This is a genomic window from Anaerococcus octavius (assembly GCF_900445265.1).
Lineage (GTDB): Bacteria > Bacillota > Clostridia > Tissierellales > Peptoniphilaceae > Anaerococcus > Anaerococcus octavius.
The window spans coordinates 85783-101089 of sequence record NZ_UFTA01000002.1; the positions used below are offsets into that span (position 1 = coordinate 85783).

Here is a 15307-nt window from a genome sequence, read left to right on the forward strand (position 1 = left end):
AAAAAATAAATATTGGAGTTTAAAAATGAATGATATATAATGTTAGCGTTTAATATATTTATAGCTTTGTTTTTATACTAAGAGTGGAAATACATATGAAAAAAATACTTATAATTGAAGATGATAAAAATTTAAATAAGGGTCTAAGCATAGCTTTGAATAAAAAGTATGAAATTATTTCTCTAAATACAATCAGTGAATCAAAAAAATATATTGATAAAGTTGATCTAATTTTGCTAGATATGAATCTTCCTGATGGAGATGGACTTGAAATAATAGAATACGCAAGATTAATTTCATCGGTACCTATCATAGTTTTATCGGCTATAGATTTAGAAGCGTATATAATTTCATCCATAAATTTAGGCGCAGATGACTATTTAACCAAGCCGTTTTCTCTAGGGATTCTAGAAGCTAAGATTAAAAGAGTTTTTGAAAAGGTAGCTTCTAATGATTTAAGTCTTTATAAACAAGATGGTCTAGACTTTAATTTTAATACAAATACTTTCTATGTGGATAACAAAAATATTGACCTCACTAGAACAGAGACGAAAATTTTATATTATCTTATAGAAAACAAATCTCAAGTTATAACTAAGGAATTACTATTTAATTTTGTTTGGGGAATAGATGATGAGTTTATAGATAAAAATACTCTTAGTGTCAATATTTCTAGAATAAGAAATAAATTAAAACCCTATGACCCTATAGAAACAGTCTTTGGAGCTGGTTATAAATGGAATTATTAGTAGGCTTTTTACTTATTATAATAGGAATACTTTCATACAAGTATATAACTTTGAGTAATGAGATGCGTGAATTTTCAGATTATATTGACAAGGCTTTGGATGGAAATTTAGAAATTACTGAATTTGATGAAAAAGAACTTTCTAAAATAAAGTCAAAACTTATTAAATTTTTATATGCAAGCCAAGTAAAAGAAGCAAAAATTAATACGGAAAAACATAAAACAAAAGACTTGATAGCAGATATATCTCATCAAACCAAAACTCCAATTACCAATCTCTCTTTATACATTAGTCTCTTAGAAGATGAGCCAAAAGATGAGTATATTGAAATTATAAAATATGAACTTAATAAATTAAAATTTTTAATACAAACTCTCGTAAAATCTTCTAGACTTGAAGCTGATATTATAGGACTACAAAAAAATCAAGCAAATTTAAAAGACCTAGTAGAAGATGTTTTAGGAGAATTCAAAGTCATATTAGATGAAAAAGATATAAGCATAAATTTAAAAGACAAAGACTTATTTTTCGATTTAGACGAAAGATGGCTTAAAGAAGCTATCCACAATCTAGTAGATAATGCTATAAAATACTCGCCAAATAGTTCTACTATTAATATTTCAATCTATAAATCTTACCTAAATTATAATTTAGACATAGAAAATGAGTGCAAAGACTTATCAGAAGAAACTTTGCCGAAAATATTTGAAAGATTTTATAGAGGAAAAAATTCGGTTTCCAAGGACGGTTTGGGTTTAGGTCTATTTATAGCCAGAGAAATTATAGAAAAACATGGCGGAAATATAAAAGCATCTTTGTACGAAAACAGAATAAAATTTTCAGTAGACTTCCCCTTGTGAGAAGTCTTTTTTCTTACAAAACTGTAAGAAGTCTTGTAAGCACTTTGTAAGATATGAATGTTATATTAAATATAAAGAGGTGATAGATATGTTAAAAGTAGAAAATTTAAAAAGATATTATAAAACAAATGATGTGGAAGTAAGAGCTCTTGACGGAGTATCTTTCGAAGTAAAAAAGGGAGAATTTATTTCTATAATTGGAGCATCTGGATCTGGTAAATCTACCCTATTACATCTACTAGGTGGACTTGATTATCCTACAAGTGGAAAAGTAATTATTGATGATACTGATATTTATGCTTTAAAAGATGATGAGAGAACCATTTTTAGAAGAAGAAATATTGGATTTGTCTTTCAAGCATATAATCTTTTGCCAATGCTAAATGTATATGAAAATATAATTATTCCCTTTGGTCTTGATGGGGATACTGTAGATAAAAAATATGTTGATTTTGTAATAGACATTCTAGAGATAAGCGATCAAAAAAATAAGATGCCAAACGAATTATCTGGTGGTCAACAGCAAAGAGTTGCCATAGCAAGAGCTTTAGTTACCAAACCATCTATAATTTTAGCTGATGAACCTACCGGTAATCTGGATTCAAAATCATCATCTCAAGTTGTCTATTTATTAAAAAAGATTAATAAAGAACTTGGAAATACTATTCTTATGATTACTCACGATGATGCTGTTGCACAAGCGGCAGAAAAAACTTTAAGAATAGAAGATGGAAGGCTGGTAGGAAATAATGAAAGTAAAAAATAAAGCTTATATAAGACGTCTTGCAAAAAATATTTTAAATGTGAATAAAAGTAGAAGAAATATTCTCTTATTAGCCATTGCCTTAACATCTATATTATTTACAAGTCTATTTTCAGTAGTGTTGGGACTTGGGAAAAGTATGGAAGTTCAGACAATGAAATCTGTTGGCACAATCAGTCACGGATCATTTAAAGAGCTTTCTAACAAAGATATAGAAGTTTTATCCAAGGATAAAGATATAAAGAAATATTCATTAATAAAACACATTGGTATTCTAGATGATGATAAAATAAGAGCAGAACTATCTTATAGTGATAAAAATGGATTTGACTGGTCATTATTTGACAATGTTCGTGGAAAATATCCTGAAAAAGAAAACGAAGTATTTATAGATATAGCAACTGCAAAGAAACTAGGCTATAAAGGCGAAATTGGAGAAAAAATAAAAGTACCATTTAAGATAGAAAAACCTTACACAGGAGAACTCATAGAAAAGAAAATCGGAGATTTTGTTATATCTGGAACATATCAAAGTCCAATAGATTCCAATGTTGGTGTAGGACAAATATACTTATCAAAAGCCTATATAGATAAATTATCACTTCCAGAAGCTAGTAGTGATTTGGAAGTAATGTTAAAAAATTCCTTTATGATAAAGGATAAACTTTTAAAAATTGCTGAGAGAAATGGATATAGAGTAGTAGATAGTCCTGGAAATTTATTTGATAAGGAATTAAGAATTGGAGTTAATTTCGCCTATATTTTATCCGGAGCTGCTAACACAGACTTTATGATTTTTTTACCCGCATTGCTCTTATTAATTTTAGTAATGGTAGCAGGATTTTTAATTATAAACAATATATTTAAAATATCTGTAAATGAAGATATAAACTTACTTGGATTACTTAAAACTATAGGTATGACAAAGGTACAAATAAGAAAGCTTGTTCATTTAGAGTCTTTTATAATAGCAATTCCATCTATAATAATGGGCAATATAATAGGAATTTCTATTGGGAAAATAATTTTAAATAAAATATTTTCTACTAATATGGTATTAGCAAATATAAATCTATCATTAGTTTTAATATTATTAGCTATACTATTCTCTACCATATTTACTTTATTAACTGTTTTTTTATCAGTTATGAGTCCGGCAAGATATGCAGCTAAAATTTCACCGATAGATGCTAGTAAATATAACGAAACCGAGATAAAAAAGAAATATAAAAGTGATAATATTTCTTTAGGAAAGCTTGCAAAAAGACAGGTTTTTTCAAATAAATTTAGATTTGCTTCAATTGTTCTCTCTATGAGTCTATCAGCCGTTATTTTAAATGGTGTTTTGACTTATACAAGTAATATAGATTTGGAGAAAGGACTATCAGATGTAATAGTAACTGATTATAATATTGCAAGTCCTAAGTATTTTAGATATAGGTATTACGATAAAGAAGATAGACTTAAAAAGACATTTATTGATCAGGTAAGAGAACATAAAGGATTTAAAGATGGTGGAGCTTTATACTATTATGGTGATGAATACCGCTATCCAGACATAACAGTCGAAGGAAAAAAGATTGCCCCACTCTTACTTGGTGTAGATGATTATTTAATAAATAAACAGAAGTTTTTAGAAGGAGAATTTAATAAAGATAAATGGGATAATGGATCGTATGCCATTGTAGGTGAAGATAGTGATAAGAAATCTTCGTTTAAAGCAGGCGATAAAATAAAGATTAAGGTAAAAGATAGCATTAAAGAAGTCCAAATTATGGGAAAAATTAATTATAATTTTTCCGATGGATTGAGATATTATCCTATTATCCAGGAAAATCAATTTGATGAGTCTAGCCCTGAGTTAGATAAAGAATATCTTTATTTAAATCCTAATTTGTACGAAGAACTCACAGGCGATAATAGTATAATGTCCTATGGATTTGATGTAGAAGATAGTGAAAAGGAAAATTTTGATAAGTTATTAAAATCTTTTGAAAATGACCCAGACTTTTCCTATGATTCCAGAGGTCTTCAGATAAAGTCTTTTAAAGATTTTAAAAATTTAATAGAGTTTGTAGGTTATAGTTTATCTATAGTCTTGTTTTTAATTTCTGTACTAAACTTTATAAATATTATTGCTACAGAAATTATAAGAAACATGGTTAATCTATCAATCCTTGAAGCTATCGGGATGACAAAGAAAAATATTAAGAAATATTTAGTTAAAAAGAATTTAATCTATTCAATTTCAAGCTTAGTATTTTCTTTTATAGTGATGCTACTTATAGATAAATTTATACTGATAGATTTTATGGCAGAGACTAAGTGGACAACATTTAGTTTCATAATTACACCGCTTCTTATCGTAAATTTAGCAAATATAATAATAGGAATATTGTTTACTAGCAAATTTTATGAAAAGCACAGTTGTAATAGTCTTGTTTCTAGAATAAGAAGTTTAGAGTAGATATGTTTATACTTGAAAAAAAGATAACAAATAAGGCTATGAGCATTAAAGCTCATAGCCTTTTATTTCGTTATAGATTTTGTTCATACTTATATAAGTCGTCATTTGGAATAATTTCGACTTCTGCAAGTTTTCCTTGATACATGGTAAAAATTGCCACATATTTTCCGTTTAAATACATGTAGTATTGGTCGTTTTGGGCATCTTTTGTATTTTGTCTTAATTCTATGATTTCCTTATCTGGAACTTTTGTTTCCATTTCATAAAGAGCATCGCCAAATTTTATATTTCCTAGGCTAAAATCCATATTGCTTAGCTCAAAATTTGAGATTTCAATATAATTTATAGGAGCATCTAAAATATTTATATCAGATCTGCTGTTATTTGTTGTTTTTACAAATATTTGATTATCATCTTTTTTTAAGTAAATGTCTGCAGTCTTGCCATCTGGAATTGTTTGTAAATTTTCTTTTTTTGCTTCTCCTTCTAAGGAAGCTGAGTAAGTAAATCCATTTTCTATAAAGCGACTTATATTTGGTGGGAATACATATCCAAATTCATCTAGTTTAAAATCGCCCTCTATATTTTTTCTGCTATTTTCATCGGCCTTATCTATGTTTTTTTGTAAAGAAAAATTTTCATACATAAAGTCTTGGGCATCTTGGCAGGAGCTTAGAGACAGGACCATAAATATTATCAAAAGTACTTTCATATCTACACCTTTCATAATTTCTATTTTATCAAAATTAGGATAATTATAAAACTGTTTTATATTTGTCAATTAATTGTTATAATCATTTATAGAAAGGATGGATATTATGTTTGATTTTAATAATGCAAAAAATAGATTAGATGAGGTTATAACACCAACACACTTGTTTTATTCAGAATTTTTTTCTGATATTGCTTCAAATAACGTTTACATAAAGCCAGAAAATTTACAAAAAACTGGATCATTTAAGATTAGAGGAGCCTACAACAAGTTATCAAAGCTCGATGATGCTTCTAAGGATGTAGGGATTATTACAGCTTCTGCTGGTAACCACGCCCAAGGGGTGGCATATTCTGCAAATAAATTAGGAATAGATGCGACAATTTGTATGCCAGAACAAACTCCTATGATAAAAGTAGATGGTACTTTAAAATATGGAGCAAATGTTGTTTTGCATGGAGATAATTTTGATGCTTGCAAAGAACATGCCATAAAACTTGCCGAGGAAAATGGTTATACATTTATACCTCCATTTGATGATTTGGATGTAATAGAAGGTCAAGGAACTATAGGTCTTGAAATAGTAGATGAACTTGAATATGTAGATTATGTTATAGTTCCAGTTGGTGGTGGTGGACTTATAGCTGGTATTGCCAAATGTATAAAGGAAATTAGTCCTCTTATAAAAGTAATAGGGGTTGAACCATACTCAGCTCGCTCAATGCAAGAGTCTATTAGAAAAGGTAAAATAATTAAATTAGAAGGTGTTGATACAATTGCCGATGGTACAGCCGTTGCAGAAGTTGGAAGCTACACATATGACATTGCCAAAGACTATGTAGATGATTGGATAACAGTAACTGATGAGGAAGTACTGATGGCTTTTATAAATCTTATGGAAAAGCATAAATTAGTTGCAGAACCATCAGGTGCTTTATCTTTGGCAGCCCTTGATAAACTAAATTTTTATAACAAAAATGTAGTTTCAATCATAAGTGGGGGCAATATCGATATGAGTTTTATTTCCCAACTTATCAATCGTGGATTATTTGAAACAGGCCGTATAACTAGAATAAATGTGGAAGTACCAAATATACCAGGCAAACTTCAAGATTTATTAGCAGATATTGCTTATACAAAAGCAAATATCATATCAATTGACCATGATAGCTTGAAAGAAGCCAGCAGATTTAAAAATATAAATGTATCAATCACCTTAGAAACAAACGGACCTGACCATGTCAAAAAAATCCGTGATGTTATAGCTAAGAAAGGATATATAATACATTGACCTTTGAAACTTTAGTTGAAGAAATTGACTATATAGATATAAAAAAAGAAAATGACCAAGAATTAAAAAATGTTACAAATAATTCAAAAGATATAGAAAATGGAGATGTTTTTGTAGCTATTGTAGGAAAACTAAGCGATGGTCACAAATATATAGATGATGCTATAAAAAATGGAGCAAGTACTGTAGTTTATCAAAATGATATAGATATTGAAGAAGGGATAAACTATATAAAAGTAAAAGATACTAGACTTGCTTTATCACAAATTTCAAATGTCTTAGAAGATTTTCCATCAAAAAAAATGACAGTAGTGGGTGTTACAGGAACTAATGGAAAAACAACAACTGCAACTACTATTTATTATTTGATGAGAGAAATCTATGGCAATGCTACTAATATAGGCACCGATGGAACATTTATAGGTGATGAACATTCAGAAACATCAAATACTACCCCAGATAGTTATCTTTTAAATAGAATATTTAATGAGAGTTTAGAAAAAAATATAGACCATGTAGTTTTAGAAGCATCTAGCCATGGTCTAGTGCAAAATAGATTAAATGGGATTGACTTTGATTATGGTATATTTACAAATCTTTCTACAGAGCATCTTGACTACCATAAAACAATGGATAATTACTTTGCAGCAAAGATGATACTTTTTGAAAATTCTAAAAATAAAATTGTAAATATAGATGATCCATATGGTAAAAAAGCCAAAGAAAGATTTAAAGATGCTATAACATATGGTAAAAGTGAAGAGGCAGATTATAGGGCTACTGAAATAGTTAAAAACGAAAAAACCACTGATTTTAAGGTAAATGGAGTAGATTTTACTATAAATTCCATAGCAGACTATGAAATCTATAATAAGCTTGCAGCCATAGCTACGTTAAATAATATGGGGGCATCTCTAGAAGAAATTTCAGAAAAACTTAAAAAGTTTAATGGATTACCATCTAGATTTCAATATGTAGAAAATGATTTAGGAAAAAATATTATCATAGACTTTGCCCATACGCCAAGAGCTTTTGAAGCGATTTTCGAATCTATACCAAAAAATGTTAAAACTTACGCTGTATTTGGAATCCAAGGAGACAGAAATACAGAATTTAGAAGGCTTATAGGAAATGCTTGTGCAAAAAATGATGTATTTGCAGTAATAACAACCGATGACCCAAAATTTGATACTTATGATCATATATCAGATGAAATTGTAGCGGGTATTGATGAAATTGGTGGTCAATACGAAAGAATAGAAGATCGTTTGAAGGCTATGACATATGCAATTAAAAAAGCGAATCCTGGAGATTATATTCTAATGCTTGGTAAAGGTGAAGAACATTTTATAAAATTGCATGGCAACGAAAAAACTCCTTACAATGAAATGGAAACAGTTCTTAAGGCTATAGACGCCCAATGAATATTTTAGTAATAGGAGCAGGAGCTGCAGGTTTATTTTTTGCTTCTTTTATGGATAAGCATGATGTAAGACTTATAGAAAAAAATGAATTTGCAGGAAGAAAACTTTTGGCCACAGGCAATGGACGTTGCAACTTTACAAATTTAAACTTCTCAGCTAAAAATTTTAAGGCAAACAACAAATATTTTATACAATATCCTATAGAATATTTTACTAACAAAGACTTAATAAAATATTTAAATGAGATTGGCATAGCTACCACAAATCTAGCATCTGGTAGATGTTATCCTAAAACTATGAGTTCAAAAACTGTTAGAAATGCCTTGTTTTTACAAGCAAAAGAAAATGCTGATTTTATTTTTAATGAAGAAGTAATTAGTATAGACTTTAAAAATAAAAAAGTAAAAACTAAATCAGATACTTATATTTATGACAAATTAGTTATAGCAACAGGTGGGATTACCTTAAAAAATTCTGGATCCGATGGCAAGATTTTTGATTTGATAAAAAATGATATCCCACTTACAAAAATGACCTATGCCATTACAAATTATGAAACAGAACAAAAGCTTTCAAAAAAAGCAAAGGGAACAAAAGTAACTGCAAAAGCTAGCTTAATCGTTGATGGCAACTTCATAAAATCTTCAATAGATGATGTGATTTTCCAAGATTATGGCTTAACTGGCACTGCTATTTTAGATATATCTAATGATTTATCTGAGTCTTTGGTTAAGAAAAGATCTTCATATATATATATAGATTTTTTTCCTGAATTTTCCAAAAAAGATTTTGAAAAATACTTAGAAAGTCTTTTAACAAGATTTGCCAAAAGGTCTATAAAAGATATATTAATTGGTGTGATAAATGAAAAGTTACTAGAAGATATACTAAAAATATCACATATAAAGCCAGATAAAAGAGGCTTTGAAATAAATGACAAGGATTTTAAAAACTTAGTAAATAGTTTAAAATCTTTGAGCTTTAAAATTTCAAAAATCCATGATAAGGAAAATGCCCAAGTCACACTGGGTGGGGTAGATAGTAACTTTATAAATCCCGCAACTATGGAATCTACAAAAGTAAAAGATGTATTTTTTATAGGAGAATGCCAAGACGTAGCTGGCGATTGTGGAGGATATAATATATCTTGGGCAGCCTCTAGTGCAAAAGTAGCCAGCGATTATTTAAGGAGCTTAGATGTTTAAAATTAGTAGAGATCTTAATGAAATGAAATATAACGGAGATTCTATAAAACTTGCAATTATGGGTGCAGGAAAAATGGGTACAAGCCTTATTTCACAATTATCTAATATGGATGCTATGGAAGTAAAACTTGTATTTGATAGAACTCCTCAAAAAGCAATCGAAGCTTTAAAAAAAGCTGGTGTTGCTGAAGATAAAATTATTTATACTGATGACTATAATGAAGGCTATGAAGTTTTAGAAAAAGGATATGTTTGTGTGTCAACAAACTATAGACTATGCTACAAGCTTTTACAAATAAATGCGGTTGTAGATTGTACAGGCAATCCTTCCTTTGGTGCAGTAATAGCTAGAAAAACTATCCAATACCATAAACACATGATTTCCTTTAATGTAGAATGTGAAGCAACAGTTGGTCCAGTATTAAATGATATGGCAAAAAAAGCTGGTGTAGTTTATACAGGAATTTTAGGAGATGAGCCTGGTGCAATTATCGATCTTTGTGAGAATGCCTTCGGAATGGGACTAGATGTATTAGTTGCTGGTAAGGGTAAAAATAATAGACTTGATGAGTACGTTACACCAGAAGATTTAAAAGAAGAAGCAAAAGAAAAAAAACTATCTGCCAAAATGCTAACAAGTTTTGTCGATGGTACAAATACTATGATTGAGCTAACGAGTGTTTGCAATGCCTTAGGATTTTTACCAGATACCTTTGGCTGTCATGGTATAGCAAGTTCGCCAGAAAGTGCTGTTGAAGATTTTAAATTAAAGCAAGATGGTGGGAATCTAGATAATTACAAGGTTGTAGAATTTTCAAAAGGCATGGCGCCAGGAGTATTTATCATAGTAACAAGTGATAAAGAAGATGTTCGTGATCTTATGAAATTTTTAGGATTTGGAGATGGTCCAAACTATCTAATGTATAGACCATATCACTTAACAAGTCTAGAAGCACCAATTACTATTTATAAAGCAGTAGTAGAAAATGAAGCTACAATTGCACCAATCCAAGGTCAAGTGGCAGATACAGTGACTATTGCAAAAAGAGATATTAAAAAAGGTGAAACTTTAGATGGTATAGGTAGCGAAAAAGTTTATGGAAAAATAACTAGCCACACAAGATCAATGAAAGAAGATCTATTACCAATAGGAATGATCACAGAAAAAACAATAGCAACTGTTGATATTCCAAAAGATAGCCTTATAGATATGACAATGGTAGAAGTAGACGATAGAGCAACAGTAACAAGACTAAGAAGAAGACAAAATTCAATGAAATTGTAATTTAAAAACCGAAATGGCAATCCATTTCGGTTTTTTGTACTTTAGCTTGGATTAAGCTTTAAAACAGGAATCAAAATTCTCAAAACTAGCCTCTAATATCCGAAGTAATTAATTGCTATAAAAATTCTTTCTTACATAATGAAATGTAAGTGTAAATATTAGTATTTAACAAAATTTTTAACTATTCAAAAATTTCTCCAAGCTTAGTTTCTTGCAAATCTTTGCCAAAGAAAACTATATCTTTAATATCATTTTGGTATTTTATATCTCCCCAAAGGATGCCGCCTACATATTTATCATTTAGTTTAAATAATTTGTATATATTGCCATCTTTTTCTGATTTTACTTCTTCTACACCTTCTCCTGAGTTCATTCCTGCTGAGAATATTTTTATATCGCCAATTGTGAGTGTAGAAAAAGGCTTTGGTTTTTCATACATTTGCTTGTCACCAGCCATATTATTTCCAGCGATTTTACCCATTTCTTGGCTGCTTGTCCAAAGACCTATAGTAAAATCACCTATTTGTGCACAGTCACCGGCAGCATAAACATTGTCATACTTAGTTTTTAAACTATCATCTACAATTATTCCTCGCTCTGTATCAAGTCCGCTATTTTTTGCAAGATCTATATTTGAACGGATACCAGCTTGTACCATTATTGCATCGGCAGCTGTTTCTGTGCCATCAGCTAGTTTTACACCTTTTACAATGCCGTTTTCTGCAAGGATTTCTTCTGTAAATTTACCAGTGAAAGTTTTTATACCCATATCGTTTAATTCTTTTTCTAACTTTTCTGATGATTCTCTATCTAATTGGCGAGATAGTAGGTAATCAAAACTTTCTATAACTGTCACATCTTTTCCTAAAAGCAAGGCAGAATGAGCTGCTTCAAGACCTAATATACCTCCTCCAATTACAACAACTTTTTTCTTATCTTTGACATAATCTTTAAAGTTCATTAAGTCAGTGATGGTTCTTATAGCAAAAACACCTTTACTATTTATATTTGTAATTGGTGGTACAAATGGTCTTGCCCCTGTAGCTAAAAGAAGCTTACCGTATTCGATTTCTTCTCCATCACATAGGATGGCAACGTTTTTATCAAAATCAATTTTTTCTATACATGATTCTAATTTCTCATCTATTTTTCTTTCATCATACCAAGGTTGTTTTTTTACAAATAAATCATCTTTTTCAAATTCTTGGCTAATCAAATGAGAAAGTCTAGTTCTCCAATAAGTACTAGATTTTTCTTCTGATACTATTAATATTGTAGCATCTTTATCTTTTTTTCTTATTTCTTCTGTAGCAGAAAGACCTGCTATACCATTGCCTATAATTAAATAATCATACATAATTAATCCCCTCTAAAAATTCATATATCATATATCTAATACATACCCTATTTACTAGGAAATTTATATTTTAATAAAAAGGTATAGTATAGGTATGAAAAAAGCAAAATTAAGTGATTTAAAAAATATAATTAATATAGTTGATCAAGCAAAAGAATCTCTAAAAGATGATGGTGTAGACCAGTGGCAAAATGGTAGCCCAGATACTATACTTATTGGCAGGCAAATTTCTTCTGGTAATTCTTATATAATTGTAGAAGATGAAGAAATTTTAGCCTATGCTTATCTTTCAGATGAATACGAACCTACTTATGTAGCTGTGATGAATATCGTTAAAGGAGTAGATGCATACACCATTCATACTTTTTGTGTAGCAAACCATGCCAAAGGCAAAGGAGTTGCTAGTTTATTTTTTGAAGAAATAATAGATTATGCAAGGGAAAATGGTAAAGATTCGCTGAGAATTGATACCCACGAGGATAATTTTAAAATGCGTGGACTTATTAAAAAATTAGGTTTCAAAGAATTAGGACAAATCTACATTAGAGATAATGGATTGACCAAAGCACGTATTGCCTATGAATTAATGCTATGATAAATGAATCTCAAAAGTTAATAATACAAGAAGGCAAAACCCCAGCAGCAGTTATTGCAGGACCAGGTACTGGCAAAACTTTTACAATTGTAAAAAAAGTAGTAGATTTAGTAAAAAACCATAATATTCCTGCTAATAAAATTTTGATAACTACCTTTACCAAGAAAGCGGCAGCAGAATTAAATACTAGAATTATAAGTGAGTTTAATAAAGAAGGGATAAATACAGATCTTGCAGATTTAAAAATAGGTAATTTTCATAATTTGGCAAATATTTTTCTGGCAGATTATAAAAAGCTAGATGATAAATTCTTCTATAATAAAGTTATAGATACTCAAACAGAAGGTTATTTGCTAGAAAAAAATATAGATAGATTTTATCAAATACAAGGATTTAAGGAAAATATAAAAGAATATGAGATTTATGCCATTCAAAATATTTTTGCCAAGATTACAAACAATCTTATAGATGTAAATATTCTTGAAAATTCTGATAATATCGAAGAAAAACTTTCTTATGAAATTTATAAGACTCAGCTAAATATTTTAGAAGAAAATCAGTTGTTAAATTTTCAGCTACTTTTAAAAAACTTTTATGATTTGTTGGCAGATCCTATTATAGGAGAAGAGATTCGTGAAAATATAGACTATGTTATTATCGATGAGTACCAGGATACCAATTATATCCAGCAAGAAATCGCCTTTAAACTATTAAAAAATAAAAATATTATGGTTTTTGGCGATGATGACCAAGCTCTTTATAGATTTAGAGGGGCAGATCCTAAAAATTTATTAGAATTTGATAAAGTTTGCAGGCAAAAATTAGATACTCCTGCTAATTTCTATAAGCTAAATATAAATTATAGGTCCAACCAAGCTATAATTGATCTATCTCAAAAATTTATAAATTTTCAAAAAAAATCAGATGAATTTTCAAAAAAATTGCTTGCCAATGATAGCGAATTTAATCAAAATACCATAGTAAGGGCAAAGGCCGGCAACTTTGAAAATCTAGCAAAGATAATAAAACTATTAAATAAAGAAATAAATTTAAATCAAATAGCCTTTTTATTTCCAACTTTAAATAATGATTATGCTAAAAACTTGCAAAGTTACTTAGAAAGTCAAGATCTGCCAGTTTTAAATAAGGCTAGTACAAAGTTTTTTGATGCTTATGAAATAAAAGTATTGATTTATATTTTTGCCAAAATTTTTACATCTTATCCTTCGAATATAGGCTACCAAGATGGATTATCCAAAGATGAGCTAGATAAGCTTTATTTTAGAAGATATATAGCAAATATATTTGATGATCAGTCATTTAAATCTATGGAGATGGATAAATTTATAGATGGATTTCAAAATACTAAAAATATAAGCCTAAGTGAAGTCTTATATAAGTCATTTAATCTGCCCATTTTAAAGGATATATTAAAAGAAAAATTAGATACTCTTAAGAATCAAAAAGCTTTAAATAATATAGCGATTTTTACACAAAAAGTAAGTGAATATGAGGAGCTTTTTGATAAAAAAAATAAAAACTACTATATAGAATTTATCTACGGATATTTATTTTACCTTTATAAGACCAAGGCTATAAAAGAAGCTGAGGACTTACCAGAAGAAAATGAAGCTATAAACTTTATGACCATTCACAATGCCAAGGGTCTTGAGTTTGATGTTGTTTTTGTATCAGGATTAAATGATTATCCACGTGCTGATAAAAAAACTTTCCTATCAGACTTTGAAAAAATAAGCACAGATGATGGGGCAGAGCGCGATTTTTATAGAAAATACTATACTGCCTTTACCCGTGCCAAAAAACTTTTGGTTATCTTGGATAATTCTAGAGATTATAGGCTAAGTAACTTTGCCAATACTCTAGCAGATAGTTCAGCTTTAAAAACTATTGATTTTAAAAAAGAGATACCTAAAAAAGAAAAACCGATCCTTGCTTATACCACTGATATAGAAATATACAGTACTTGTCCATTAAAATATAAATTTTTAAGGAAACTTTCATTTAGACTTCCTCTAAGTAAAAGTTTAGAATTTGGTACAAATATTCATAATCTTAGTGAATACATAGCGAAAAACCCTAATAGAGACTTGGATGATGATTTTTTTCAAAAGTTATTTAAAACAAATCCTAATTATAAATTACCTTTAGAAAATTTTAAAAATAGAAGTTTCAATTTAAAAGCAAGCGAGGTAAACTATAAGGCGGATAGGAATTTTTATATACTCCAAGGGAATATAGATATTGTTTTAGTTGACAATTCTATTTTGGATATAAAAACTGGTTCCTATGATCAGAAAATTTTAGAGAGCTATGAAAATCAGCTTCTTACCTACAAGTATTTAATGGAGTATAATAAGGAAAATATAAAACAAATGTTTATTTATTTTATAAATAAAGATGAATTATTAGAAGTAAAACCAAGTTACTTTGACATTGATTTTATAGATGATATTGCAAAAAATATTATAAATGCCGATATCTACAGAAAAACTACGGATACAAGTAAGTGCAAGTATTGCCCTATGAAATATTATTGTGACAGATATTGATTAATTTCTACTATGTAATACAATATAGC

Annotated in this window: 12 protein-coding genes; 10 read left to right on the forward strand and 2 right to left on the reverse strand. The window is 29.1% G+C overall.

Features of this window, described 5'->3' with window-relative positions; translation table 11 throughout:
• Window positions 1-95 precede the first annotated feature (95 nt).
• The 4 genes from DY249_RS00575 (at window position 96) to DY249_RS00590 (ending at window position 4839) form a co-directional block, all read left to right on the forward strand.
• Window positions 96-749 (forward strand): response regulator transcription factor, encoded by a 654-nt coding sequence (locus tag DY249_RS00575; RefSeq protein ID WP_115594816.1) that lies wholly within the window; start codon window positions 96-98, stop codon window positions 747-749.
• Entirely contained in the window at window positions 737-1609 is an 873-nt protein-coding gene (locus tag DY249_RS00580) for a sensor histidine kinase (RefSeq protein ID WP_115594817.1), read from the forward strand. The genes DY249_RS00575 and DY249_RS00580 overlap by 13 nt, the downstream gene beginning before the upstream one ends.
• An 88-nt stretch (window positions 1610-1697) precedes the next feature.
• Window positions 1698-2375 carry an ABC transporter ATP-binding protein gene (locus tag DY249_RS00585; protein ID WP_115594818.1) on the forward strand — a complete coding sequence of 226 codons (678 nt, stop codon included), beginning with the start codon at window positions 1698-1700 and terminating at the stop codon, window positions 2373-2375.
• Window positions 2359-4839, forward strand: a complete 2481-nt coding sequence (locus tag DY249_RS00590; RefSeq protein WP_115594819.1) for an ABC transporter permease — start codon at window positions 2359-2361, stop codon at window positions 4837-4839. Before DY249_RS00585 ends, DY249_RS00590 begins: the two co-directional genes overlap by 17 nt.
• 70 nt (window positions 4840-4909) lie before the next feature.
• On the opposite strand, the gene DY249_RS00595 is transcribed toward DY249_RS00590, so the two are convergent.
• Window positions 4910-5551, reverse strand: a complete 642-nt coding sequence (locus DY249_RS00595) for a hypothetical protein (RefSeq protein ID WP_101540298.1) — start codon at window positions 5549-5551, stop codon at window positions 4910-4912.
• Between the two features lie 106 nt (window positions 5552-5657).
• On the opposite strand from DY249_RS00595, the gene ilvA reads away from it, so the two are divergent.
• Genes ilvA through DY249_RS00615 form a run of 4 tightly spaced genes read left to right on the forward strand, consistent with a single transcriptional unit; the run spans window position 5658 to window position 10756 of the window.
• Window positions 5658-6842 (forward strand): threonine ammonia-lyase, encoded by a 1185-nt coding sequence (gene ilvA, locus DY249_RS00600; RefSeq protein WP_101540297.1) that lies wholly within the window; start codon window positions 5658-5660, stop codon window positions 6840-6842.
• Complete coding sequence (locus DY249_RS00605) at window positions 6839-8266, forward strand: UDP-N-acetylmuramoyl-L-alanyl-D-glutamate--2,6-diaminopimelate ligase (protein ID WP_115594820.1); 1428 nt, start codon at window positions 6839-6841, stop codon at window positions 8264-8266. The genes ilvA and DY249_RS00605 overlap by 4 nt, the downstream gene beginning before the upstream one ends.
• Complete coding sequence (locus tag DY249_RS00610; protein WP_115594821.1) at window positions 8263-9471, forward strand: aminoacetone oxidase family FAD-binding enzyme; 1209 nt, start codon at window positions 8263-8265, stop codon at window positions 9469-9471. Before DY249_RS00605 ends, DY249_RS00610 begins: the two co-directional genes overlap by 4 nt.
• A complete protein-coding gene (locus tag DY249_RS00615) occupies window positions 9464-10756 on the forward strand; it encodes an NAD(P)H-dependent oxidoreductase (protein WP_101540294.1) in 1293 nt (430 codons plus the stop codon). Before DY249_RS00610 ends, DY249_RS00615 begins: the two co-directional genes overlap by 8 nt.
• A gap of 181 nt (window positions 10757-10937) precedes the next feature.
• On the opposite strand, the gene DY249_RS00620 is transcribed toward DY249_RS00615, so the two are convergent.
• Complete coding sequence (locus DY249_RS00620) at window positions 10938-12113, reverse strand: NAD(P)/FAD-dependent oxidoreductase (protein WP_115594822.1); 1176 nt, start codon at window positions 12111-12113, stop codon at window positions 10938-10940.
• A 94-nt stretch (window positions 12114-12207) separates the two neighbouring features.
• Between DY249_RS00620 and DY249_RS00625 the strand changes: the two genes are divergently transcribed.
• Together DY249_RS00625 and DY249_RS00630 are read left to right on the forward strand one after the other, a co-directional pair.
• Entirely contained in the window at window positions 12208-12708 is a 501-nt protein-coding gene (locus tag DY249_RS00625) for a GNAT family N-acetyltransferase (protein WP_115594823.1), read from the forward strand.
• Window positions 12705-15278 carry an ATP-dependent DNA helicase gene (locus DY249_RS00630; RefSeq protein WP_115594824.1) on the forward strand — a complete coding sequence of 858 codons (2574 nt, stop codon included), beginning with the start codon at window positions 12705-12707 and terminating at the stop codon, window positions 15276-15278. The genes DY249_RS00625 and DY249_RS00630 overlap by 4 nt, the downstream gene beginning before the upstream one ends.
• The last annotated feature ends 29 nt before the right edge of the window (window positions 15279-15307 follow it).